Consider the following 23649-nt stretch of genomic DNA (forward strand, 5'->3'; position numbering starts at 1 on the left):
CGGCCCCGGAACGCCATCGCCAGGCGGCGTCACGGCTCGCTCGGTACGCTCCGCTCATGTCACCCGTCGCGCCCGGCCCGTCCGGCCGCGCTGCGGTCCCGGAGCCGGTCGCGATCGCTCCGGCGGGTCCGCCGTCGCGCCGCCGGTGGGTCGCGTCCGGCCAGGAGGCACTGGGCGCCGCCGTCGCGCTCGCCCTGGCCGTCATCGCCCTCGGCCACGTCCTGGTCACCGAGCGGGTCGCCCTGCTCTGGTACGACGGCGACTCCGTCCTGCTGCCGCTCGTCGAACGGTCGATCCGGCTCGGGCAGCCGTTCGAGTGGGCGATGTCACCGGCCCTGTTCTTCTTCCCCGAGCTGCCCGTCTACCTGTTCTGCTCCCTCGTCACCGCGACCCCGCAGCAGGCGCTGGCGCTGAACGGCGTGCTCGTGCTGCTCGCCGTGTACGCGCTGGTGCGGGCGGCGGCGAACGAGCTCATGCCGGCCGCACGCCGGTCGGCCAGGATCGCGGTGTCCGCCGTCGCGCTCGGGTTCGTGACCGCGATCGTGCTCACGGAGTACACGGCAACTGCGACCTCGCTCGAACTCGGATCACTCCTCCTGACGACGACCTACTACTACGGCGCTGTGCTCGCCATGCTCGGCACCGCGGTCCTGGTGCTCCGCGCGGTCCGGACCGGCCGCGCCTCCGTCGTCGTCCTCGTCGTGACCGGCCTCGTCGCCGCGTGCACCACGGCGTCGAACCCGTTGTACGTCCCGTGGTCGGCGGCGCCCGTCGTCGTGACCCTCGTGCTGCTCTCGCTCGCGCGACGCGTCCCCTGGCGTCCGACCGGGTGGATGTCGGCCGTCCTCGTCGCCGGTTCCGTCGTCGGGTACCTGCTCCGGATCCCGCTCGCCCCGTTCGTGTCGCTCGACCCGTCGACCTACGTGCACCCGGAGCAGGCGGGCCGGACGCTCGCCTTCTTCGCGGCGCTGACCGACGACCGCGCCGGGTCGGCCCGTGGCGACGCCGAGCTGCTGCTGCTCTTCGCGGGCGTGGTGCTGGCCGTCGGCGGCACGGTCTGGGCCTGGCGGGTGCGGACCGCGCGGACCGTGCTCGTCGCCACCGTGCTGCCGCTCGTGACGGTCGTGGCGGTGTCCGTCGGGGTGGTCGTCGCCGGGTCGGAGACACCGCGGTACCTCGAGCCGATCGTGACCGCACCGCTCCTGGCGCTCGTCGCCGTCGCCGAGCTCGTGCGCTCCGCCGTCCGTCGCACCCGGGTGCACCGGCCGCGCCGCGGCGTGCAGCTCGCCGCGGCGATCGCCGCGGCGGTGGTCCTGCTGGGTGGGGCGGCCGTCGCCCCGACCACGGTCAGCACCGTCGCGACGGCCCGGTACGCGCCGGCGGACTGCCTGGACCGCTGGGCGGACGGACGGCAGGTCACCGGCGTCGGGCAGTTCTGGACCGTCCGGCCCCTGGCGGCGTACGCGTCCGACGACGTCGAGCTCCTGCAGGTCCGGGACACGTTCGAGACCTACCCGTGGCTCGTCGACCTCGGCGCCTACCGGGACGCCAGACCGACCTTCGTGGTGATCGGTGCCAACGACGTCTGGACGACCGCGGTCGAGGACTCGCTCGGGGCGCCGGCGACCATCACGCACTGCACCGGGTTCGACGTCTACGACTACGCGGGCACGGTCGGGGCGGCCGTCCTGCAGCGCGACGTGGTCGGCAGCGCGGACGCCATCCGTCGCGAGCGGGGCTTCTGAGGCGCGGTCGCGGCCCGCGATGCCGTCGGGAGTTCTCCACAGGCGGCGCGGCGGCGTGTCGCGCCGGCTGTACGGATGTATAGGCTCGACCCCGTGACTCGTCCCACAAGCCACCGCGTCCCGCGCCCCGCCCTCCGTCTCCGCATCGCCGCCACCGGCCTGGCCCTCGCCGGCCTGCTCGCGACGGTGCTCGTCGACGCGCCGAGCGCGAGCGCCGCGAAGTACCCCTCGTGGGACGAGGTCATGGCGGCCCGGGGGCAGGAGTCCGCGAAGCAGGAGCAGATCACGAAGATCCGCGGGGTCATCTCCGGGCTGTCGGACCAGGTGCAGGAAGCCGAGGCCGAGGCGAAGCGCCTCGGTGACGACTTCTTCGACGCGCAGAGCGAAGCGCAGGAAGCCGCGGCCACCGAGCAGAAGCTCCGTGCCGAGGCCGACGAGCACGCCGAGATCGCCGAGCGCAGCGCGTCGCAGGCGGGGCAGTTCGCGGCGCAGATGGCGCGGCACGGTGGCGCCGACGTGACGGCGTCGGTCCTGGCCGAGGGCGAGGACGCCCGCGACCTGCTGTACGACCTCGGCGCCCTGAGCAAGCTGTCGGAGCAGGCCGAGCGGGTCGAGGCAGCGGCGAGCGCCGACGCCTCGGTCGCCCGGTCGCTGACCGCGCAGGCCGACCGCGCGTCGAAGGCGCTCGACGAGCTCGCGGCCGAGGCCGAGCGCAAGATGCAGGCGGCCCAGGCAGCCGCCGACAAGGTCCAGGCCGCGTACGACGAGCAGCAGGAGAACAAGGCGCGGCTCGACGCCCAGCTCGCGACCCTGACCTCGGGGCGTGTGCGCACCGAGGCCGAGTTCGCCGAGGGTGAGAAGGTCCGCAAGGCGGCTGAGGAGAAGGCCCGGCAGGAGGCCGAGGCCGCACGGCAGCGCGAAGCCCAGCGGCTGGCCGACGCACAGGCGGCGGCAGCGAACCGCGGTGGCGGTGGCGGCGGCGGTGCGCCCGCTCCGGCTGCCGGCGGTGGCGGCGGGGGCGGCGGGGTCGGTTCCGGCTCCGGCACCGGCTGGGTGCGCCCCGGCGGTGGCTACGTCATCAGCCCGTACGGGTACCGCGTGCACCCGATCACCGGTCGCGTCACGAAGCACGACGGACTCGACCTGACGAGCGGCTGCTCGACGGCGATCGTCGCGGCCTCGTCCGGCACGGTCGAGTACGTCGGCTGGTACGGCGGGTACGGCAACTACGTCCGCATCAACCACGGCGGCGGTGTCTCGACCGCGTACGGCCACATCGTGAACGGTGGCTTCCGGGTCTCCCCCGGCCAGCGGGTCTCGGCGGGGCAGCTCATCGCCCTGGTCGGCTCGACGGGCAACTCGACCGGCTGCCACCTGCACTACGAGGTCCACATCAACGGCGCCACGATCGACCCGGCTCCGTTCATGGCGGCGCGGGGCGTTCGCCTCTAGTCCGGAGCGCACGGCGGGCGGCGCACGTCGGCGCTGCACGGTGGGCGGCGCGCGTCACGCCGCGACTCCGACATCGCACCTGTCGATCGACGGGTGCGATGTCGCACACCCGGCCAGCGGCGTCGGGCCGGACGCGCCGGGTGTCAGCTCCTGGTCCGGCGCGAGCGGCGTGCCAGCCGTCACCGGTAGGTTCGATCCCATGCGCGTGGCGACCTGGAACGTGAACTCCGTCCGCACCCGAGTGGGCCGGATCGTCGACTGGCTGGAGCGCGAGGACGTCGACGTCCTCGGCATGCAGGAGATCAAGTGCAAGCCGGAGCAGTTCCCGGTCGAGGCGTTCGAGGCGGCCGGCTACCAGGTCGAGGCGCACGGGCTGAACCAGTGGAACGGCGTCGCGTTCGCCAGTCGCCTGCCGATGGAGGACGTCACCCGCGACTTCCCCGGTCAGCCCGGCTTCCTCAAGGGCCACGAGGGGCCGGACCTGCCGGTCGAGGCACGGGCGATGGGCGTCACCGTCGACGGTGTCCGGCTGTGGAGCCTCTACGTCCCGAACGGCCGGGAGCTCGGTGACCCGCACTACACGTACAAGCTCGACTGGCTCGCACAGCTGGCCGACCGCACGACCGAGTGGCTCGACGCCGAACCGGACACCCCGCTCGCGCTGATGGGCGACTGGAACGTCGCGCCGCTCGACCAGGACGTCTGGGACCTCCGGGTGTTCGAGGGCGCCACGCACGTCAGCGAGCCGGAGCGTGCGGCGTTCCGCGAGTTCGAGACCCGCGGGCTGCAGGACGTCGTCCGCCCCCTCGTTCCCGAGGGCTACACCTACTGGGACTACAAGTCGCTCCGCTTCCCCCGCAACGAGGGCATGCGCATCGACTTCGTGCTCGGGTCGCAGGCGTTCGCGGACGTCACCGTCGGCGCCACGATCCACCGCGACGAGCGCAAGGGTGACGCCCCGAGCGACCACGTCCCGGTGTCGGTCGACCTCGACCTGGAGACCTCGCTCGACGACGATCGTCCGATGATCTTCTGACGCCGGCCCGGTCCCGGCCGACAGCCGGCGCCGCGCCCGCGATCTCCGAGCGCGCCCGCCGCTGACGTCCCCGAGCGCGCCCGCCGCTGACGTCCCCGAGCGCGCCCGCCGCTGACGTCCCCGAGCGCGCCCGTCCCTGTCGTCCCCGAGCGCGCTCGAGGCCACCCTGAGTGCGCTCGGACCACCGCGAGCGTGCACGACGTGCCGCGCGCTGGTCACCGACCGGGCTCGATCGGTCGCCCGAACCCGCTGACCGTGACAGAGATGGCCCGGTCAGCACCGGTAGGCGCCGGCAGGGCAAGCCCCGGCAGGGCATCGGCAGGCACCGGCAGGCACCGGCAGGTTCGGCAGACCCCGGCATCCCGCGGTCGGCGCGCCCGCGCTAGGGGTGCAGGAGCGCGGCGATGACGACCAGGACCGGGACGGCGCCGATCGTCGAGACGAGCACCACGTCGCGCGCCACCGGGACGGCCGCCTGGTAGCGCTGGGCGTAGTTGAACACGTTCTGGGCCGCCGGCAGCGCCCCCAGGGTGGTGAGGACGAGGACGTCCTGGTCGTCGAGCCCGAAGACGAACCGGGCGACGACGTACGCCACCGCCGGCATGACGAGCAGCTTGAGCGCCGAGGCCACGAGCACGTCCGGTCGTGTGGCACGGTCACGCAGCGGGGTCGCGCCGTGCAGGCTCATGCCGAACGACAGCAGCACCACGGGCACCGCAGCAGCACCGACCAACGAGAACGGTTCGAGCACGGGCGCCGGCAGCTCGAGGCGGAGCGCGGAGCACACGAGCCCGACGAGCGAGGCGATGATGATCGGGTTCCGGAAGGGTCCGACGACCCGGGACCGCCAGCCGCCACCGCCCGCCGTCGCCGCGTCGAGGACCGTCAGGGCGAGCGGGGCCAGCACGACGAGCTGCAGCAGGATGACCGGGACGACCGCGGTTGCCTGGCCGAGGACGTACACCGCGACCGGCAGACCGATGTTGTTCGCGTTCACGTAGCCGGACGCCAGGGCCCCGACCGTGGTCGTGGCGACGGACCGCCGGAGCACCAGGCGGAACACCGCGACGGCGACGAGCCCGACCGTGACGGCGCTGACCAGCGACACCCAGAGCATCGGGGAGAGCAAGGACTCGATGTGCGCCGTGGCGATGGTGTGGAAGAGCAGGCACGGCATGAGCACGAAGAACGCCAGACGGCTCATCACGAACTGCGCGTGAGGGCCGAGCAGGCGGACGCGCCCGACCACGTAGCCGGCGGCGATGATCGCGCCGATGATCGCGAACCCCGTCAACACGCCACCCATCGCACCCATCCTCGCAGCCCGACGGCACGGACGGCGACCAGGACGGCAACGCGTGCGGCCGACCGGCGCACATGTGACGTCACTCAGCCGGGAAATGCGTTCGCATCGAATACCGTTGCAGGCACCATGACCTCGACGCCCGACACGCTCTCCCGTTCGACCGACTCCAGCCAGCCCCTCGTGCCGCTGCTCGAGGAGCGCTGGAGCCCGCGCTCCTACGACGACACCGCGACGATGACCGACGCCCAGCTCGACGCCGTCCTCGAGGCCGCTCGCTGGGCCGCGTCCGCGATGAACCACCAGCCGCGCCGCTTCGTCGCCGGCCGTCGCGGCACGGACACGTTCGCGAAGATCAACGACAACCTGCTCGGCTTCAACGCCGCGTGGGCCTTCCGCGCCAGCGCCCTGGTGGTCGGCATCCTCGAGACCACGACCGAGGACGGCGACGAGCGCCCCTTCGCACAGTACGACCTCGGCCAGTCCCTCACCGCGCTGACCGTCCAGGCGCACGCCGAGGGCCTCCACGTGCACCAGATGGCCGGCATCGACGCCGAGGGCCTCCGCGCCGCCTTCGACCTGCCCGAGCGCTTCCTCCCCTACACCGTGACCGCGATCGGCACCGTGGCAGACCCGTCGCAGCTCGACGAGAAGGCCGCCGAGCGCGAGGTCGCTCCGCGCACCCGCCTGCCCCTCGACGAGGTCGTCCTCGTCAAGGAGTAGCGACGACGCGCAGCAGCGCACGACGACGCGCGGCACCGCACCACGACGGCCGGGACCCCGCTGCCCACCGGGCCTGACAGAATCGGTGTCATGACCACGCCCCGCCTCGTCGCCTTCGACCTCGACGACACCCTCGCGCCGTCGAAGTCCCCGCTCGACCCGCGCATGCTCGAGACGTTCGCCGCGCTGCTCGCCACCGTGCCCGTCGCGGTGATCTCGGGCGGCAACTTCCAGCAGTTCGAGCAGCAGCTCGTGCATCCGCTCCGCGAGCGCGAGGGCCTCGTGCTCGACGACCTGCACCTGCTCCCGACGTGCGGCACGGCGTACTACCGCTGGTCCGGGTCGGACTGGGCCCTGCAGTACGCCGAGGACCTGACGGACGACGAGAAGGCCCGTGCCCTCGCGGCCGTCGAGTCGCAGGCGAAGGCCGCTGGCTACTGGGAGTCGGAGACCTGGGGCGAGATCCTCGAGGACCGCGGCTCGCAGATCACCTTCTCGGCGCTCGGCCAGTCCGCTCCGGTGGACGTCAAGAAGCGCTGGGACCCGACCGGCGAGAAGAAGGACCACCTGCGTCGACTCGTCCAGGCCGAGCTCCCGGACCTCGAGGTCCGCTCCGGCGGGTCGACCAGCGTCGACATCACCCGGAAGGGCATCGACAAGGCGTACGGCATGCGTCGCCTCGCCGAGCTGACGGGCATCCCGCTCGACGACATGCTGTTCGTCGGCGACCGCCTCGACCCCGAGGGCAACGACTACCCGGTGAAGGCGCTCGGCGTGCCCTGCCATGCGGTGGAGGGCTGGGAGGACACCGACGCGTTCCTCACGGACCTGATCCCCACCCTGCGCTGACGCGCACACGGACGGACGGGAGGCCCGGTGCCAGCTGGCACCGGGCCTCCCGTCCGTCACGTGGTGGCGTCAGGCGCGACGTCGCCCGCGGTCAGGGGATGCTGCGGACCGCCTCGACGAAGGAGCGGATCTTCGCGGCGTCCTTGACGCCACGCTCCGACTCGACGCCGCTCGAGACGTCGACGCCGTCCGGGTCGAGCGCCTGCACGGCGGCGACGACGTTCGCGGGCGTCAAACCGCCCGCGAGGATCCAGGCCTCGTCGACCCGATCGGCGAGCGCCGCCGGGTCGACCAGCGTGCCACTGCCGGGCACCGCGGCGTCGAGCAGCAGCAGGTCGTGGTCGAACGCCGCGCGCTGCTCGGCGGTCTCGCGCAGGTAGTCGTCGGCGGACACCGCGCGGATGGTGAAGAAGCCCGCGTCGCGGGCACGGGCGAAGTCGCTGGCCGACTCGCGGCCGTGCAGCTGCAGGGTGGTGAGCCCGACCTCGGACGCGATGCCCACGACCTCGTCGATCGGCTGGTCACGGAAGACCCCGACGGCGTCGATGCCGTCGGGCACCCGCTCGACGAGCTCCTTGGCCAGGTCGGCCGTCACGGTGCGGGGGCTGCCGGCGGCGAACACGAACCCGACCGCGTCCGCACCGGCGTCCACGGCGGCGTCCACGGTCTCGGGCGTCGACAGGCCGCAGATCTTGATCCAGCGCTGGTCGGTCATGGTCCCATCCTGCCAGGGCCGACCGTCGGACGATGCCCTCGGGCTGCGCTGTGGACGAACCCGTTCAGTGCAGCGTGCCCGCGACGTACGCAGCCGCACACGCGGCGAGCACACCGAACGTGGCGAACGAGCCGACGAGCACGTTCCGGCGACGCCAGCGGCGCACCGCCGTGAAGGTCCCGCGCTTCGCGTGCTTGTGCGCCGCGCGGTGCAGCTTGTGGTCACGCTTGTGCTTCGTGCGGTCCGGCCCGAGCGGCACGGGACCGGTGATCTGCGTCGACCCGCCGCGCAACGCGTTCGCGACGGCCACGGCCGTCGGGCGCTTCGCCGGGTCGCGGTGCGTCATCTTGGCGAGCAGGTCCTTCCACTCGACACCCACTTCCGCGGGGACCTGCGGGTCGTTCCGGAGCCGCGCGAGGGCCGCCTCGATGAGGGTGCCGGAGTACTCCTGCTTGCCGGTCAGCGACTCGAGCAGCACCAGGCCGAGCGAGTACACGTCGGTCGCGAAGCCGATCGGCTCACCGGCCACCTGTTCCGGGCTGAGGTACGCGGCGGTGCCGATGATCGTGCCGTCGTTCGTCAGGCGGGAGCCGTCGACGAAGTGGGCGACGCCGAAGTCGGTGAGCTTGACCGAGCGGACGAAGCCGGATGCGCCCTCGTCGTTGATGAGGATGTTCGCCGGCTTGACGTCACGGTGCACGATGCCGCGCGAGTGCACGTAGGCCAGGGCGTCGGCGAGCTGTGCGCCGAGGTCGGCGACCTCGTAGTTGTGCAGCGCACCGCCGGCGAGCCGACGGAGCAGCGTCGTGTCGGCGATGAGCTCCATCACGATGAAGCGGTGCGGGCCGTCCTCGAACTCGTGGGTCCCGGCGTCGTAGAGCGGGACGAGGCCCGGGTGCGAGAGCATGCTGAGCAGGCGGATCTCGCGTTCCTGACGGACGCGGTCGGCCGTGGTCATCGAGTCCGGTGTCGCGAACAGCTTCACGGCGACGAGCCGGTAGGTGTGCTCGTCGCGGGCCTCGTACACAGACCCCATGCCACCGGTACCGATGAGCTTGACGAGCCGGTAGCGGCCGGAGAGGACCGTGTCGGCTCGTGCGCTGTCGACCAGGGTCATGGTGCACGTCGTTCCGTCTGGAGCCATCGGGGACCGCGGCACACGCCGCGAACTGACTCGCCGTCAACGGTACGCGTCCCACCTCGATCCCGCAGGGGCGTTACGACATCGTGATGGGGGACAGATGCCCGTGGATCCGCGGATCTGCGGGGGTACGGTCCGGAGTCACGGAACCACACCCACTACGCAAGGAGGACATCGTGGCGCTGTCGAAGGGCGACGAGGTGCACTGGAACACCTCGCAGGGCAAGACGACCGGCAAGCTCGTCGAGAAGAAGACGAAGGACTTCACGTTCGACGGTCAGGACTTCAAGCCGACGGACGACGACCCGTACTGGATCATCGAGTCGGAGAAGTCCGGTAACAAGGCCGCCCACAAGGAGTCGGCCCTCACGAAGAAGTGACCGGTCAGTCGTTCGCGGGCGTCGCACGGCGGCGTCCGCGGGCGGCTCCGGTCGTCGCGCCGACCTGCGCCGCCGCACGCTGCTCGGCCCGCTCGGCACGGACGCGGCGGATGCGCCGGACCACGAACGTCACGACGACGACCGCGATCGCCACGTAGAGCACCCGGTCGATCCACTCGGTGTACTGCTCGACCTTGTCGTACTGCGTGCCGAACGCTGCCCCGAGCAGCACGAGCGCACTGTTCCAGATGCCGCTGGCGATGATCGTGAAGACCGAGAACGGCACGAGGTGCATCCGGTCGGCGCCGGCGGGCAGCGAGATCAGGCTGCGGACGATCGGCACGAAGCGGCCGAAGAAGACCGCGCTCTTGCCGTGCCGGTGGAACCAGTCGGCGGCCTTGCGGAAGTCGTCCTCGTCGACCAGCGGCAGACGCCCCAGCAGCCGCACGGTCCGTTCGAACCCGATCACCGCGCCGAGCCAGTAGAGCACGAGCGCACCGAGGTACGACCCGAGCGTCGCCAGCACCAGGACGAGGACCAGGTTCATCTGCCCGGCTCCCGCCAGGAACCCCGCGAGGGGCAGGATCACCTCGGACGGGATCGGCGGGAACACCGTCTCGACGAAGAGCATCAGTGCGACGCCCCACTCCCCCAGCGCGTCGATGAGCTGGAGCACGAAGCCCGACAGGCCACCGAGGTCCTCGGTGCCCTCCGGCCGGGAGCCCGCGGCGGTGGTCGTCACGGGCAGGGTCGGCGGCAGCGTGAGGGCGGTCGTCATGCCCCGAGTCTCCCTGAGTGTCCTGACAGATCACGGTGCACCCGCCCGCGCACGCGCCGGACGCCGGCGTCTCGCGGAGACGCCGGCGTCTCGCCGTCATCGGTGCCGCTCCCGAGACGCCGGCGTCGGACCGAGACGCCTCGTCATCGCCGAGACGCCTCCACATCCCGCGGCGTCTCGGCGGCGGGGCGGCGTCTCGCGGAGACGCCGGCGTCTCGCGGCCCGGCGACGCGACCCGGCACGACCCCGCGGCGCGAGCCGCACGACGACGGACGGGAGGCCCGTGGCGGATCCGCCACGGGCCTCCCGTCCGTCGTGTGGTGACGACCGCTACACGGCGGCCGGCGCGCGCTGCCCGACCGTCTCGCCGGCCACGGCTGCCTGCTCGGCGGCGACGGCCTCGGCGGCGGGCGACTTGCGCACCCACTTCTTCAGCCCGACCAGGACCAGCGCGGAGACGACCGTGCCCGCCAGGATCGCGACGATGAACATCAGGACGTCGCCGATGGCGAAGAAGACGAAGATGCCACCGTGCGGTGCGCGCGACGTGACGCCGGCACCCATCGAGATCGCACCCGTCACCGCGGCACCGATCATCGAGGCGGGGATGACGCGCAGCGGGTCGGCCGCCGCAAACGGGATCGCCCCCTCGGAGATGAAGGACGCGCCGAGCAGCCAGGCGGCCTTGCCGTTCTCGCGCTCCGGCTTCGTGAAGCCCTTGCGGTACAGCACGGTCGAGGCGAGCGCCAGGGCCAGCGGCGGGACCATGCCGGCTGCCATCACGGCCGCCATGATCTCGAACGGCACCACGTTCGTGGCGGTGCCCGCACCGAGGCCGGCGACGGCGAACGCGTAGGCCACCTTGTTGACCGGGCCGCCGAGGTCGAACGCCATCATCAGGCCGAGGATGATGCCGAGCAGGATCGCCGAGGCACCGGAGAGCGAGTTGAGGAACCCGGTCAGCTGGGTCATCAGCCAGGCGATCGGGCCGCCGAGCACGAGGAGCATGAGGCCCGAGGCGATGATCGACGCGAAGAGCGGGATGATCACGACCGGCATGAGACCACGGAGCCAGCGCCAGGTCGGGATGCGGCCGATCCAGTACGCGGCGGCACCGGCGATGAGACCACCGACGAGCCCGCCGAGGAAGCCGGCGTTCATGAACACCGCGATCGACCCGGCGACGAAGCCCGGCGCGATGCCCGGGCGGTCGGCGATGGCGTAGGCGATGTACCCGGCCAGGGCGGCGACGAGGAACCCGAGGGACACCCCGCCGATCTGGAAGGCCGCTGCACCGAGGTAGTAGCCGAGGCCCTCCGGCGGCAGGTTGAGGAGCGTGGAGTTCGTCAGCGTGTAGACGGCGTTGTTCTGGCCGGAGTCGCCGTGCGGGAGCGCGATGGCGTAGCCGGAGAGCAGGAAGCCGAGGGCGATGAGGAGACCGCCGCCCGCGACGAACGGGATCATGTAGCTCACACCGGTGAGCAGCCAGCGCTTCAGCGCCTGCCCGAAGTGCTCGTCGGCCTTGTTCGACTCGGATGCGGTCGCGGCACCGCCCTGGACGCGCGCGGCGTTCGGGTCGTCGGCGGCGCGGATGGCCTCGGCGATCATCGCGTCGGGCTCGTCGACGCCGCGCTTGACCGGCCCGGACACGAGCGGCTTGCCGGCGAAGCGGCTGCGGTCACGGACGTCCACGTCGACCGCGAACACGACGGCGTCGGCGCGGGCGATGAGCGCGGGGTCGAGCGGCTCGACCTGCGAGGAGCCCTGCGTCTCGACGTGCATCTCGGCTCCGGCGCGCTCCGCGGCGGCGACGAGGGCGTCGGCGGCCATGTAGGTGTGCGCGATGCCGGTCGGGCAGGCGGTCACCCCGACGATGACCTTCCGCGCGCCGGTGGCGCCGCCGGTCGCGCCGCCGGCTGCTGCGGCCTGCGCGGGCTGCGTCGTGGTCGGACGGGAGGCACTGCTCCCGTTCCCGACGCCGGCTGCGGCGACCTCGCCGCCGACCTCGCGCTGCACCAGGTCGACGACCTCCTGCGGGGTCGAGGCGGCGCGGAGGGCTGCGGTGAAGTCGTCGCGGATGAGGGCGCGGGCCAGGGTCGACAGGACGGTGAGGTGGTCCTTGTCGGCGCCCTCGGGCACGGCGATCATGAAGACGACGTCGGCGTCCCCGTCCGGCGCACCGAACGGCACCTTCCGTGCGAGCCGCGAGAACGCCAGCGTCGGGCTCGACACCGAGGCCGACCGGGCGTGCGGGATCGCGATGCCGCCGGGCACACCGGTGCCGACGCTCGCCTCGCGCTTGATGGCGTCCTCGGCCAGGGTGGCGCCGTCGGCCGCGCGGCCGGTCGCGGCGACGCGGTCGGCGAGCACGCGGATGACGTCGGACGACGTCGCGCCGAGGTCCTCGTCGAGGCCGACGAGCTCGGCGCTGATGAGGCGCTGCGTCGTGTCTGCGGACATGGGGTTGCTCCTTTGCAGTGGCGCCGGGGGCGCGGGCAGTGCTGGTTCGGGGTGGTGCTGCGGGGTGGTGCTGCGGGATCGGTCAGGCGATCGGCGCCGGGACCTGCGTCGTGTGCAGGGTCCGGACCGTCACGCTGCCGGGGTCGGTGTGGTCGAGGGCGGGCACGTCGCTCCCGGGCAGTGCCGCGGCAGCGGCCCCCGTGGCGACGGCCTGGGCGAGGCGCTCGGACGCCGAGGCTCCGGCGACCTCGGCGAGCAGGTAGCCCGCGAGGGACGAGTCACCGGCACCGACCGTCGAGCGGGCGACGATGCGGGGTGCGGCGGCGACGTGGCTGCCCTCGCCGGAGACGAGGACGGCGCCGGCGCTGCCGAGTGTGAGCAGCACGGTGTCGACGTGCTTCTCGCGCAGCCGGTGGGCGGCGGCGGCGGCTGCCTCGAGGTCCTGCTCGTAGACCTCGGGGTCACCGCCGACGACCTCGGCGAGTTCCTCCGCGTTCGGCTTGACCAGGTCGATCCGCTCCCCCGACTGCAGCAGCGCGGTGAACGGGATGCCCGACGAGTCGACCGCGACCCGGACGTCGTCGCCGTGGCGCTCGCGCACGGCACGGACGAGCACGGCGAGCGCGTCGTCGGGCAGGCCCGGCGGCAGGGACCCGGCGAACACCACCCAGCGGGCGGACGGCCCGGTCGGGGTCGGTCCGGCGGCGTCGGCGACGAGCGCCGCGAGGTCCTCGAGACGACCCGCGAGCGAGGGCCCGGGCTCGTTGAGCTTCGTCGTCGTGCCGGTCGGCTCGGTGACGGTGACGTTCGAGCGGAGCGGGGCACCGATCGGCAGTGCGGCGGTCGGGATGCCCCGGGTCGCCAGGCCGAGCAGGACGGGGTCGAGCTCGTCGCCGGGCAGGACCGCGAGGGTGTCCCCGCCGCTGGCGACGACGACCCGGGAGACGTTGACGCCCTTGCCGCCCGGCTCGGCCGTGGTCCGGACGGCCCGCTGCACGGCGCCGCGCTGCAGCTCGCCGCCCAGCTCGATCGTGCGGTCGAGCGACGGGTTCGGCGTCACGGTGACGATCCGGGTGCTGGGGTGCACGGCGTGCTCCTGCTGGTTCATGCGACCACGACCTCCACGTCGGCGTCGGCGAGCGCACCGGCGAGGTCCGCCGGGGGCTCCTGGTCGGTGACGAGGGTGTCGACCTCGTCGAGCCGGGCGAAGCGCATGAGCGCCTCGACGCCGTGCTTGGCGGCGTCGGCGAGGACGACGCTGCGTCGGGCCGCGAGGACGTAGGCGCCCTTGACCCCGGCCTCGTACTCGTCGGGCGTGCTCAGCCCGAAGCCGGCGGACAGGCCGTTCGTGCCGACGAACGCGATGTCCGGGCGGAGCGCCGCGATCTGCTCGACGGTGGCCGTGCCGACGGCCGCGCTCGTCAGCCCGCGTACCCGCCCGCCGAGCAGGTGCAGCTCGACGTGCTCGCTGTGCTGCAGGGTGGCGGCGATCGGGACCGAGTTCGTGACGACGGTCAGGGTCGCTCCGGGGGTCGCGGGCTCCCAGCGGACGAGCTCGGCGGCGACGGCGGCGCAGGTGGTGCCGGCGTCGAGGGCGATGGACCCGGTGAACGACGACGGCACCAGGCGCATCGCAGCGCGGGCGATCGCCGTCTTCGCGGTGCCGTGCTGCCCCTCGCGCTCGGCGACGGAGAGCTCGACCACGCTGGAGCGTCCGACGGGCACCGCTCCCCCGTGCACGCGGCGCAGGAGACCGGCGGTCTCGAGGGCGTCGAGGTCGCGGCGCACGGTCTCGGTCGTGACGTCGAAGTGCTCGGCGAGGTCGGCGACGGACACCCGCCCGGCCGACTGCAGCGTGGCGGCGATGGCGTCCTGCCGCTCGGTTGCGTACATGCCGGAACTCCTTCGTTCTCGTTGGTTCGAGGAACTGTACGTCCGAAAGCAACACGAACGCAACTGTTTCGCGGCAGAACCAACACGAACGAAGGAACGCCCGACCTGCCGGTGCAGATCGGGCGTTCCTGTGGAGGCCGAATGGAGCGTCAGTCGTCGAAGGGGACCCGGTCGCTCGACCCAACCCCGGCACGCTGCCGGTAGGACAGGTGTCCGCCGAGGTACCCGCCGACGCTCACGACGATGAGCCCGACGACGCCGAGCGCCTTGCCCGCCGCGGTGTTGCCCTTCCGTCGCTGCCACCACGACAGGCCGAAGAACGTGATGCCGACCCAGTTCACCGCCTGGTGCACCCACCCGGTCCGGCGCTGCTCGAGCGAGAGCTCCGCCCAGTCGACGTAGCCGGCGATCGACGCACTGCCCGCCGATGCGATCCCGACCCCGGTCAGCGTCTGCGCCGCGCGCGCGTTGCCCTTCCCGCCGATCAGGTCGAGGACGGCTGCCGAGATCCAGGCGCCGAGCGGCACCTGCACCATCAGCGGGTGCAGGGGGTGTCCGAACGGCACGCCGTGCAGCAGCTGCCGCAGGGCCTTCGGCTTCGCGACCGCGCGGACGACGCGCGTGTCGAGGTCGACGGCCTTGTCGAGCACGCTGGCGTGCTCGATGGAGTCGGTGAGGCGACGGATGATCGGCAGCTCTGGCATGCCCTGGACGCTAGGCCGCCGGGCCCGGTGTCGGTTCCAGGAACCGGCACCGGGCCTCCCGACCGGCGCGCCCGGCGGACCACGCGACCGGTCAGACCGCGGCGAGCGCCGAGGTGGGCGGGATGCGCGCGGCGCGCGCCGCCGGGTACAGCCCCGAGACGCCGCCGATCACCACGGTCGCGGCGAGTCCGCCCCCGACCGCCCACAGCGGGATCGCCACCGGCCACCCCTGCGCGAGCGCGAAGGCGATCGTGACGCCCAGCCCGATGACCACCCCAGCGACACCGCCGAGGAAGGAGAGCAGCAGCGACTCCACCAGGAACTGGTCGCGGATGTTCCGTCGTCGGGCGCCGAGTGCACGCCGGACACCTACTTCTGCCCGTCGTTCGAGGACCGTGATCACCATCGTGTTCGCGACACCGATCCCGCCCACGAGCAGGGCGACCCCACCGATCCCGACCAGGAGCCCGGTGAACGAGTCGTCCGTCGCGTTCTTCGCCGCGAGGGCGTCGGACGGACGGGTCACCCCGACGTCCTGCGGGTGGTCGGGGCTGATCGCGTTCGCCAGGACGTCCCGCGCATCGGCCACCCGTTCCGGGTCGACGCGCGTGTAGACCGCGGTCGGGTGTCCGTCGAACCCGAGGGTCGTCGCGAGCGCCTGTGGGACGAAGACCTGGTTGTCGAGGTCCTCCGCGAGTTGCAGCGGCGCGAGGACGCCGACGACCTGCACCCACTGTCCGCCGATCCACACCCGGGTGTCCGGCCGGAGCTCGTCGATGCCGAGGTTCTTCGCGGCGACCGCCCCCAGCACGGCCTGGGCGGGGGCGTCCGGCGACGGGTCGACCCACCGTCCGGCCGCCAGGGATCCGCCGAGCACCGTCGGCACGTCACCCCAGACGGTCATCACGCCGATGCCCTTCGTCTCCGCCGCGGGCACGAAGGGGTTCCGGTAGACGCGGCCGTCCTCGGCCTCGCCGACGCCGGCGGCGTCCTGCACGTCGGACTGTCGGAGCGCCGACTCGACGGCCGTGCTCGGCAGGGGCGGGACGTCCCCGAAGCCCTGTGCCTTCGTGACCGTGAGGACGTTCGTGCCGAGTGCGTCGAGCACCTGGTCGAGGGCCGCCTTGCTCGACGACGAGATGCCGACGACGGCGATCATGGCGGCGATGCCGATCGCGATGCCGAGCGCCGACAGCACGACCCGGCCCGGACGGGTCCGGAGCCCGAAGACCCCGAGCCGGAGCAGGTCTCCGGCGCCGACCGTCCGCGGGCGCTGCGCTCGCGCCGTGTGCGCGCTCACCGTCCGGCTCCGACGATCGCGTCGGCGAGGGCACCCGCGTCCGAGGTGCTCGAGTCGTCCTCCACGGCCCCGTCCCGCATCCGCACCTGGCGGGGCAGCGAGGCCGCCAGTGCCAGGTCGTGCGTGATGACGAGCACGGTGGTCCCGGCGTCGTTGAGCTCGCGGAGCAGCCCGAGGATCTTCCGACCGCTCGCGGTGTCGAGTGCACCGGTCGGCTCGTCGGCGAGCAGGATCGTCGGATCGCCGACGATGGCGCGGGCGATCGCGACGCGCTGTTTCTCGCCGCCGGAGAGCTGCGGCGGGCGGTGCCCGACGCGGTGCTCGAGACCGACCCGTCCCAGTGCGTCGACCGCGCGCTCCATCCGAGCCCGACGCGGGACGCCGGCGTAGAGGAGTCCGTCGGCGACGTTCTCCGCCGCGGTCGCGCCGGCCTGCAGGTGGAAGTGCTGGAAGACGAACCCGATGTGCTCGGCGCGGAGCCGGGACAGGTCGTCGTCGCGCATCGACCCGACGTCGTGCCCGGCGATCGTCACGGTGCCCGAGGTCGGCCGGTCGAGCGTCCCGACGGTGTTGAGCATCGTCGACTTGCCGGAGCCCGAGGGACCGACGACCGCGACGAGCTCCCCGGCGGTGACGTCGAGCGACACCCCGCGGAGCGCCTGCACGTCGCCGTAGGTCTTCACCACGTCACGGAGGCGGACCACCGTCTCCGCGGCGCGCGGGCCGGCGACGGCATGATCGGCGAGGGTCGCCGCGCTCACGAGGGCACCACGACCTCGTCGCCCTCGTGCACGTCGCCGGTGACCGCCGCACGACCGTCGGCGACGAGCCCGACCTGCACCGTCACGCGCTTCGTCGTGCCGTCGCGTCGGGCGACCTCGACGCTGTACTCGCCGGAGCGTCCGGTCGCGGACAACGCCTGCACCGGCACCGAGAGCACATCCTTCGCGGTCTGCCCGGGGGCCTCCACCCGGACGGATGCCGCTGCGGGGATGCTCTGGTCGCCGGCGTCGAACGCGATCGTCGTCAGGACGGTCTTGCCGCCCGTGTCCGACTCGTCCGGCTCGGCGTCGACGACCTCGCCCTCGATCGCGTCCTCGCCGCCGTTCAGACGCACCCGGACCTTCGTGCCGACGGCGAGGCGCGCGGCGTCCGCCTGGGACACTGCGGCGTTCACGACGCGCTTCGTGCTCGTGACCTGGAGGACGTCCCCGGCGGCGGGCTGGCCGAGCTTCGCGACGACGGAGTCGACGCGGACGGGGCCGTCGACGAAGACGATGTCGTTCGCCGTGAGCGCGCCGGTGACCTCCAGCCCACGGTCCTCCTGCCAGCGCTGCACCGCTGCCCGGGTGCGCTTGCCGAACGTCTCGTCGACGGACACGTCGTAGCCCAGGGCGGCGAGGTCCTCGTTGAGCTGCCGGACGTCGGCCCCCTCGATGCCGTACTCGAGCGTCCGCCAGAGCGGGGTGGCGCCGTACATCGCACGGACCGGTCGCTCGTCGACCGCGTACACCGGCTGGTCCTGCTCGATGACCTGTCCGGGTTCGGGCAGCCAGGTCACGGTGCCGGACGCCGCGCCCGGGACCCCTGTCGGTGCGCCGTACCCGAGGGCACCCGCGAACAGCTTCGAGTCGGTCAGGTCCCCCTTCTCGACCGGGGCGGTGGCCTGCTTGCTGCGGGTCTCGGCGGCCGAGGACTCCGTCGGGGTCCCGCCGACGACCGCCCACGTGCCGACTCCGGCTGCCAGCACGGCGACCAGGCACGCACTGACGACGACGGTGCGCCCGCGCACGGTCCCGGTCACTTCGTCTGCACCTTCGCGCCGGAACCCTCGTAGCACTTCCCGAGGACGTCCGCGTACGCGGTGTCGCCCGCTGGGGCCCGGTACGCGTCCGCGCGCTCCGGGTCGTCCGGGTAGTCGGTGTACCCAGCCTTCCGCATGCACTCCGCGACCTTCAGGGCGAGCGCCCGGAACTCCGCGCTGTCCCGACCGCTCTCGGCCTCGCGCGCCGCCTCGGGGTCGTGCTCCCGCGTGCACTCCGCCAGGGCGTCCTGCTGACCCTGCACGTCTCCGGTCGTCGGGGTGAACCGGTAGTCGTCGTCGGTCACGTCGTAGCCCGCGTCCCGCATGCAGGACGCGACGGCGTGGTCACTGCTCGTCTCGGCGGGGCCCGTCGGCTGGCCGGGGTCCGGCTGCGAGGCGGAACAGCCGGCGAGGACGCCGGCGAGGACGAGGATCGCCGCGGCGATCCCGGTGCTGGTGATGGTCCGTGTCATGGTGCTCCTCGTGCGGTCGGGGGCGGTCGTCGTCGTGGTGCGGCTGGGCATCGTCAGCGGCTCTGCGTCTTCGTGTCGGGCGCGTGTTCCGTCAGGCACTCCTGCCAGCGCTCCTCGAAGTCCGGACGGTCGGAGATGTCGCCGTAGTTGAGCTGCCCGGGTTCCTGCACGGGTGCGTCGGGGAACTCCTCCCGGATGCAGGCGTCGACCGCGGCGTACTGGCGCTTCCACTCGTCCTTCTGCGCCGAGTCGGCGGACTGCACGCCGATCTGCTGGTTGCACGTCTGTGCGGCCTCCAGGAAGGCAGCCTGATCGACCCCGGGCGGCGTGAGCACCGAGCCGCTGGTGACCTCGTCGTCGCTCGGGTCCTCGGCCTCGAAGCCGGCGTCCCGCATGCAGGACCCCCACTTCGACCCGAGCCCGCTGGACGCGGCGGTGTCAGCCGCTCCCGCCGTGTCGTGCGCGGTGCACCCGGCGAGGGCGAGCGGAGCGCCGACGACGAGCGCGAGGACGACGGCGGCCCGGTGGAGGATCGAGGGAGTCGGTGTGGTGGTGTTGTTCATGCATCCAGGACACCGGACACGGTGTTTCGGGGACGGCCACCCGCCGATTACACCGACGAAACACGAATCACACCGACCACACCGATCACACCGATGAGACACGAACGACGGCGCGGAGCCCGCCGTCGGCCAGGGGCTCGAGCCGGAGCGACCAGCCGTGCGCGTCCGCGATCGCGGCGACGATCGACAGCCCGAGGCCGCTGTGCCGCTTCGAGCCCGGGTGGTCCCCGCGACGGAACGGCTCGGTGAGGTGCTGGACCTCGTCCGGGTCGACGAGCACCCCGGTGTTCTCGACCGTCACCCCGTGCACGCCTGTGCGGACGAGGACCGTGCCGCCCGGTTCGTTGTACTCGATCGCGTTGTCGACCAGGTTGCCGACGAGTTGCCGGACGAGCAGCGGTTCGCCGGTCAGCCCGCGGGGCACGTCCTGCTCGTCGACGACGAGCGTGACGTCGGCGTCACGCGCAGCACCGGCGGCCTGCGCGACGACGTCACGGGCGACGGCACCGAGGTCGACCGCCGTCGACCGGTCCTCGAGTCCGCGCTCCGCCTCGGCGAGCACCAGGAGCGAGTCGACGAGGTGCTCGGTGCGACGGTTCTGCTCGAGGAGCTCCGCCCGGACCGCCGCGAGCTCGGCCGGGGTGGCGTCGTCGGGCAGCCCGATCTGCACCGACGCGCGCTGCACCGCGAGCGGCGTGCGCAACTCGTGCGCGGCCTGCGCCACGAACCGCCGTTGGCTCGCGAACGCCGCCTCGAGCCGGTCGAGCAGGGCGTCCACCGTGCGCGCGAGCCTGCGGAGTTCGTCGTCGGGACCGTCGAGCGCGATGCGTTCGTGGAGGGTCGACGCCGAGATCCGGTCGGCGGTGCGCGCCATCCGGTCGATCGGGCGCAGGACCTGGCGGCTCAGGACCCAGCCGAGCAGACCGGCGAGCACCCCCGCGACGGCGATGCCGACCGCCGACCACTGCCACTGCTGCTCGGCGGCGACCTGCACGAAGGCGACCGCACCGGAGGGCACCGCCGAGGGGTCGACGTGCGGATCACGTCCGACCGACGGCGTCGCGGCCGAGGACAGCGCCGTCGGTCGGAACTCGGTGGCTGCGCGGAGCGACCACTGGGACGCGAGCGCGACGAACACGAGCACGCCCGTGGTCAGGGCCATCGCGGAGACCGCGAATCCGACGGTCGTCCGGACGCCGATGCTCCAGAGCCGCGTCACAGTGCGTACCCGCACCCCGGGACGGTCCGGATCGGGTCCGGCGGCCCGAGCTTCTTGCGGAGCTTCGACAGGGTCACCCGGACGGCCGCCGTGAACGGGTCGATGTTCATGTCCCAGACCTTCTCGAGCAGCTCCTCGGACGAGACGATGCGACCGTCCGCGCGGAGCAGCACCTCGAGCACGCCGAGCTCCTTCGACGTCAGGTCGAGCGGTCGGCCGTCGCGGGTGGCGATGCGCCGGTTCGAGTCGACGACGATCCCGTCCCGCTCGAGCACCGGCGCGACCGGCGCGACGCTCCGCCGCCCGAGCGCACGGACCCTGGCGACGAGCTCCGGGTACTCGAACGGCTTCGCGAGGTAGTCGTCCGCACCGAGTTCGAGCCCGTGCACGCGGTCTGCCAGCGTGGTCGCGGCGGTCAGCATGAGGATCCGGGTCAGCGAACCCCTCGCCGCGAGTCGACGCGCGACCTCGTCCCCGTGCAGACCCGGCAGGTCGCGGTCGAGCACGACGACGTCGTAGTCGTTCACCGACAGGAGTTCGTCCGCCTCGTCGCCCCGGTGGGCGACGTCGACGGCCATGTCCTGGCGACAGAGTCCCTTCGCGACGAGATCGGCCAGGGAGGTCTCATCGTCGACCACGAGTACACGCACATTCGACATTTCACATGCGATGTCTATGAATCCGCTGAGTCGAGGTGGACGGTCCCCCGCCGTTCGTCGAACCGCACGACGAACTCGGTCGTCTCCGCGGATCGGGTGATGAACAGGGGGACGGTTTCGACGGTCTGTGGTTCCATGCGACCACCGTCGCGCGTGCACTGTTTCGCGGCCGTAACGCTGCCGGGGGCGACGCAACGACCGGGAGGCCCGGTGCCGGTCCGTCGGACCGGCACCGGACCTCCCGGCCGCACCCTGCCGCGGGGCGGACGCGACCTACTCCTCGACGATCTCCGCGAGCTCGAACGGCTCGACCGTCAGCTCGTCGCCGCCCGCGGCGACGTCCACGCGGACGGTGTCCCCGTCGCGGACGTCCCCGGACAGGATCGCCCGCGCCAACCGGTCGTCGATCTGCCGCTGCATGAGGCGGCGGAGCGGCCTCGCCCCGTAGACGGGGTCGTAGCCGCGGTCGGCGAGCCAGCTGCGCGCCGCCGGCGTCACGGCCAGCTCGAGTCGGCGGTCCGACAGACGACGAGCCAGACGGTCGACGTACAGCGACACGATCTGGCCGAGGTCGTCGGTGGTGAGCGCCTGGAACACGACGATGTCGTCGAGACGGTTCACGAACTCGGGCCGGAACGCCTGCTGCACGAGCTCACGCACGGCCTCGTCCCGTTGCTCGTCCGTGAGCGTCAGGTCGGTCATGAACTGCGATCCGAGGTTCGACGTCAGGACCATGATCGTGTTCCGGAAGTCGACCGTGCGCCCCTGCCCGTCGGTCAGGCGTCCGTCGTCGAGCACCTGGAGCAGGACGTCGAACACCTCGGGGTGCGCCTTCTCGACCTCGTCGAGCAGCACCACCGAGTACGGGCGGCGCCGGACGGTCTCGGTGAGCTGCCCGCCGGCCTCGTACCCGACGTACCCGGGCGGGGCACCGATGAGCCGCGCGACCGAGTGCTTCTCGCCGTACTCGCTCATGTCGATGCGGACGAGGGCCTTCTCGTCGTCGAACAGGAACTCGGCGAGCGCCTTGGCGAGCTCGGTCTTGCCGACGCCGGTGGGGCCGAGGAACAGGAACGAGCCCGTCGGGCGGTCCGGGTCGGAGATGCCGGCGCGGGTGCGACGCACCGCCTCGGACACGGTGGACACCGCGGCGCGCTGCCCGATGATCCGACGACCGAGTTCGGTCTCCAGGTGCAGGAGCTTCTCGGTCTCACCCTGCAGCAGGCGCCCCATCGGGATGCCCGTCCACTGCGCGATCACGGCGGCGATGTCCTCGTCCGTGACGCTGTCGTTCACCATGCGGTCGGCGCTCTCGGCCTGCTCGGCCGCCGCGAGCTCGGCCTCGATCCGGGGCTTCTCGCCGTACTCGATGCGCGACACCGTCTCGTACTGCGCCTCCCGCTGCGCGCGCTGGCTGCGCATGTTCAGCTCGTCGAGCTGCTGCTTGAGCTCACCGATGCGGTTGAGGCTCGCCCGCTCGGCCTGCCACCGCTGCTCGAGCTCGTCGAGCCGCTCCTGGCGCCCGGCGAGCTCCGCGCGCAGGGTCGCCAGCCGCGCCTTCGACGCGTCGTCCTTCTCCTGCTTCAGCGCGAACTCCTCGACGCGCAGGCGGTCCACGCTGCGCTTGAGCTCGTCGATCTCGACCGGGCTCGAGTCGATCTCCATGCGCAGTCGGCTGGCGGCCTCGTCGATGAGGTCGATCGCCTTGTCGGGGAGCTGGCGACCGGAGATGTAGCGGTTCGACAGGCTCGCGGCGGCGACCAGGGCGGAGTCGTTGATGGTCACCTTGTGGTGCGCCTCGTACCGCTCCTTGAGTCCGCGGAGGATCGCCACGGTGTCCTCGACGCTCGGCTCCCCCACGAACACCTGCTGGAAGCGGCGCTCGAGCGCGGCGTCCTTCTCGATGTACTCGCGGTACTCGTCGAGCGTCGTCGCGCCGATCAGCCGCAGCTCACCGCGGGCGAGCATCGGCTTGAGCATGTTCGACGCCGCGACGGACCCTTCACCGCCGCCGGCCCCCATCAGCGTGTGCAGCTCGTCGATGAACGTGATGACCTGACCGTCCGAGTCGTCGATCTCCTTGAGGACGGCCTTGAGCCGCTCCTCGAACTCGCCGCGGTACTTCGCGCCGGCGATGAGGGCGGACATGTCGAGCGACACGAGCCGCTTGTCCTTCAGCGAGTCGGCGACGTCGCCGGCGACGATGCGCTGCGCGAGACCCTCGACCACGGCGGTCTTGCCGACCCCGGGCTCACCGATGAGCACGGGGTTGTTCTTGGTCCGCCGCGTCAGCACCTGGGAGACACGGCGGATCTCGGCGTCACGACCGATCACCGGGTCGAGCTTGCCGCTCCGCGCGATCGCGGTGAGGTCGACGCCGTACTGCTCGAGGGCGGTCTTCTGCCGTTCCTGCGAGTCGGGGGCGCCCTGGAGGTTCGCCATGCGGTCCGTC

The 23649-nt window shown here is 72.5% G+C and carries 22 protein-coding genes; 6 read left to right on the forward strand and 16 right to left on the reverse strand.

Going from position 1 to position 23649, the window contains the following annotated elements; all coding sequences use genetic code 11:
• Positions 1 to 56 precede the first annotated feature (56 nt).
• From ACH0A8_RS07290 to ACH0A8_RS07300, 3 genes are all read left to right on the forward strand, one after another.
• Positions 57 to 1745: a hypothetical protein gene (locus tag ACH0A8_RS07290; RefSeq protein ID WP_406906897.1), complete on the forward strand. Its 1689-nt coding sequence runs from the start codon at positions 57 to 59 to the stop codon at positions 1743 to 1745.
• A gap of 93 nt (positions 1746 to 1838) precedes the next feature.
• Complete coding sequence (locus ACH0A8_RS07295; protein WP_251154127.1) at positions 1839 to 3197, forward strand: M23 family metallopeptidase; 1359 nt, start codon at positions 1839 to 1841, stop codon at positions 3195 to 3197.
• 199 nt (positions 3198 to 3396) lie between these two features.
• Positions 3397 to 4233 (forward strand): exodeoxyribonuclease III, encoded by an 837-nt coding sequence (locus ACH0A8_RS07300; protein WP_209684112.1) that lies wholly within the window; start codon positions 3397 to 3399, stop codon positions 4231 to 4233.
• Positions 4234 to 4615: 382 nt separating this feature from the next.
• Here ACH0A8_RS07300 and ACH0A8_RS07305 read toward each other — a convergent pair whose 3' ends face one another.
• Positions 4616 to 5539, reverse strand: coding sequence for an AEC family transporter (locus tag ACH0A8_RS07305; protein WP_406906898.1), 924 nt, complete (start codon positions 5537 to 5539; stop codon positions 4616 to 4618).
• Positions 5540 to 5665: 126 nt separating this feature from the next.
• Here ACH0A8_RS07305 and ACH0A8_RS07310 point away from each other — a divergent pair, with 126 nt between their 5' ends.
• Complete coding sequence (locus ACH0A8_RS07310) at positions 5666 to 6259, forward strand: nitroreductase family protein (RefSeq protein WP_066652018.1); 594 nt, start codon at positions 5666 to 5668, stop codon at positions 6257 to 6259.
• A gap of 90 nt (positions 6260 to 6349) precedes the next feature.
• Positions 6350 to 7108, forward strand: a complete 759-nt coding sequence (locus tag ACH0A8_RS07315) for an HAD-IIB family hydrolase (protein WP_209684113.1) — start codon at positions 6350 to 6352, stop codon at positions 7106 to 7108.
• Between the two features lie 91 nt (positions 7109 to 7199).
• Here the strand turns inward: ACH0A8_RS07315 and ACH0A8_RS07320 are convergent, their stop codons facing one another.
• Both ACH0A8_RS07320 and ACH0A8_RS07325 read right to left on the reverse strand, forming a co-directional pair.
• Positions 7200 to 7823, reverse strand: a complete 624-nt coding sequence (locus tag ACH0A8_RS07320; protein ID WP_209684114.1) for a phosphoribosylanthranilate isomerase — start codon at positions 7821 to 7823, stop codon at positions 7200 to 7202.
• Between the two features lie 64 nt (positions 7824 to 7887).
• Positions 7888 to 8940: a serine/threonine-protein kinase gene (locus ACH0A8_RS07325; RefSeq protein WP_066652012.1), complete on the reverse strand. Its 1053-nt coding sequence runs from the start codon at positions 8938 to 8940 to the stop codon at positions 7888 to 7890.
• 200 nt (positions 8941 to 9140) lie between these two features.
• Here ACH0A8_RS07325 and ACH0A8_RS07330 point away from each other — a divergent pair, with 200 nt between their 5' ends.
• Positions 9141 to 9344, forward strand: a complete 204-nt coding sequence (locus ACH0A8_RS07330) for a DUF2945 domain-containing protein (RefSeq protein WP_058729617.1) — start codon at positions 9141 to 9143, stop codon at positions 9342 to 9344.
• Positions 9345 to 9348: 4 nt separating this feature from the next.
• Here the strand turns inward: ACH0A8_RS07330 and ACH0A8_RS07335 are convergent, their stop codons facing one another.
• The 13 genes from ACH0A8_RS07335 to ACH0A8_RS07395 form a co-directional block, all read right to left on the reverse strand.
• Positions 9349 to 10122, reverse strand: coding sequence for a DedA family protein (locus ACH0A8_RS07335; protein WP_406906900.1), 774 nt, complete (start codon positions 10120 to 10122; stop codon positions 9349 to 9351).
• A gap of 330 nt (positions 10123 to 10452) precedes the next feature.
• Positions 10453 to 12582: a fructose-specific PTS transporter subunit EIIC gene (locus ACH0A8_RS07340; protein WP_406906902.1), complete on the reverse strand. Its 2130-nt coding sequence runs from the start codon at positions 12580 to 12582 to the stop codon at positions 10453 to 10455.
• Between the two features lie 82 nt (positions 12583 to 12664).
• Positions 12665 to 13669, reverse strand: coding sequence for a 1-phosphofructokinase family hexose kinase (locus ACH0A8_RS07345; protein WP_406906903.1), 1005 nt, complete (start codon positions 13667 to 13669; stop codon positions 12665 to 12667).
• Positions 13670 to 13686: 17 nt separating this feature from the next.
• Positions 13687 to 14475 carry a DeoR/GlpR family DNA-binding transcription regulator gene (locus tag ACH0A8_RS07350; RefSeq protein ID WP_311206298.1) on the reverse strand — a complete coding sequence of 263 codons (789 nt, stop codon included), beginning with the start codon at positions 14473 to 14475 and terminating at the stop codon, positions 13687 to 13689.
• A gap of 149 nt (positions 14476 to 14624) precedes the next feature.
• Complete coding sequence (locus ACH0A8_RS07355) at positions 14625 to 15179, reverse strand: DUF2231 domain-containing protein (protein ID WP_406906904.1); 555 nt, start codon at positions 15177 to 15179, stop codon at positions 14625 to 14627.
• 91 nt (positions 15180 to 15270) lie between these two features.
• The gene (locus ACH0A8_RS07360; RefSeq protein ID WP_209684121.1) at positions 15271 to 16479 is read right to left on the reverse strand and encodes an ABC transporter permease; all 1209 of its coding nucleotides are present in this window, start codon (positions 16477 to 16479) and stop codon (positions 15271 to 15273) included.
• Complete coding sequence (locus tag ACH0A8_RS07365) at positions 16476 to 17240, reverse strand: ABC transporter ATP-binding protein (protein ID WP_406906905.1); 765 nt, start codon at positions 17238 to 17240, stop codon at positions 16476 to 16478. Before ACH0A8_RS07365 ends, ACH0A8_RS07360 begins: the two co-directional genes overlap by 4 nt.
• On the reverse strand, positions 17237 to 18283 hold the full coding sequence (locus tag ACH0A8_RS07370) for an efflux RND transporter periplasmic adaptor subunit (RefSeq protein WP_209684123.1): 1047 nt from the start codon (positions 18281 to 18283) through the stop codon (positions 17237 to 17239). The genes ACH0A8_RS07365 and ACH0A8_RS07370 overlap by 4 nt, the downstream gene beginning before the upstream one ends.
• Positions 18280 to 18756: a hypothetical protein gene (locus ACH0A8_RS07375; RefSeq protein ID WP_406906906.1), complete on the reverse strand. Its 477-nt coding sequence runs from the start codon at positions 18754 to 18756 to the stop codon at positions 18280 to 18282. The genes ACH0A8_RS07370 and ACH0A8_RS07375 overlap by 4 nt, the downstream gene beginning before the upstream one ends.
• A gap of 53 nt (positions 18757 to 18809) precedes the next feature.
• Complete coding sequence (locus tag ACH0A8_RS07380) at positions 18810 to 19319, reverse strand: hypothetical protein (RefSeq protein WP_406906907.1); 510 nt, start codon at positions 19317 to 19319, stop codon at positions 18810 to 18812.
• A gap of 85 nt (positions 19320 to 19404) precedes the next feature.
• Complete coding sequence (locus tag ACH0A8_RS07385) at positions 19405 to 20553, reverse strand: sensor histidine kinase (RefSeq protein WP_406906908.1); 1149 nt, start codon at positions 20551 to 20553, stop codon at positions 19405 to 19407.
• Positions 20535 to 21188, reverse strand: coding sequence for a response regulator transcription factor (locus ACH0A8_RS07390; protein ID WP_200884151.1), 654 nt, complete (start codon positions 21186 to 21188; stop codon positions 20535 to 20537). Before ACH0A8_RS07390 ends, ACH0A8_RS07385 begins: the two co-directional genes overlap by 19 nt.
• Before the next feature lie 282 nt (positions 21189 to 21470).
• Positions 21471 to 23639, reverse strand: coding sequence for an ATP-dependent Clp protease ATP-binding subunit (locus ACH0A8_RS07395; protein WP_081984593.1), 2169 nt, complete (start codon positions 23637 to 23639; stop codon positions 21471 to 21473).
• Between the last annotated feature and the right edge of the window lie 10 nt (positions 23640 to 23649).

It is taken from the genome of Curtobacterium sp. 179-B 9B NHS, from assembly GCF_045370965.1.
GTDB lineage: Bacteria > Actinomycetota > Actinomycetes > Actinomycetales > Microbacteriaceae > Curtobacterium.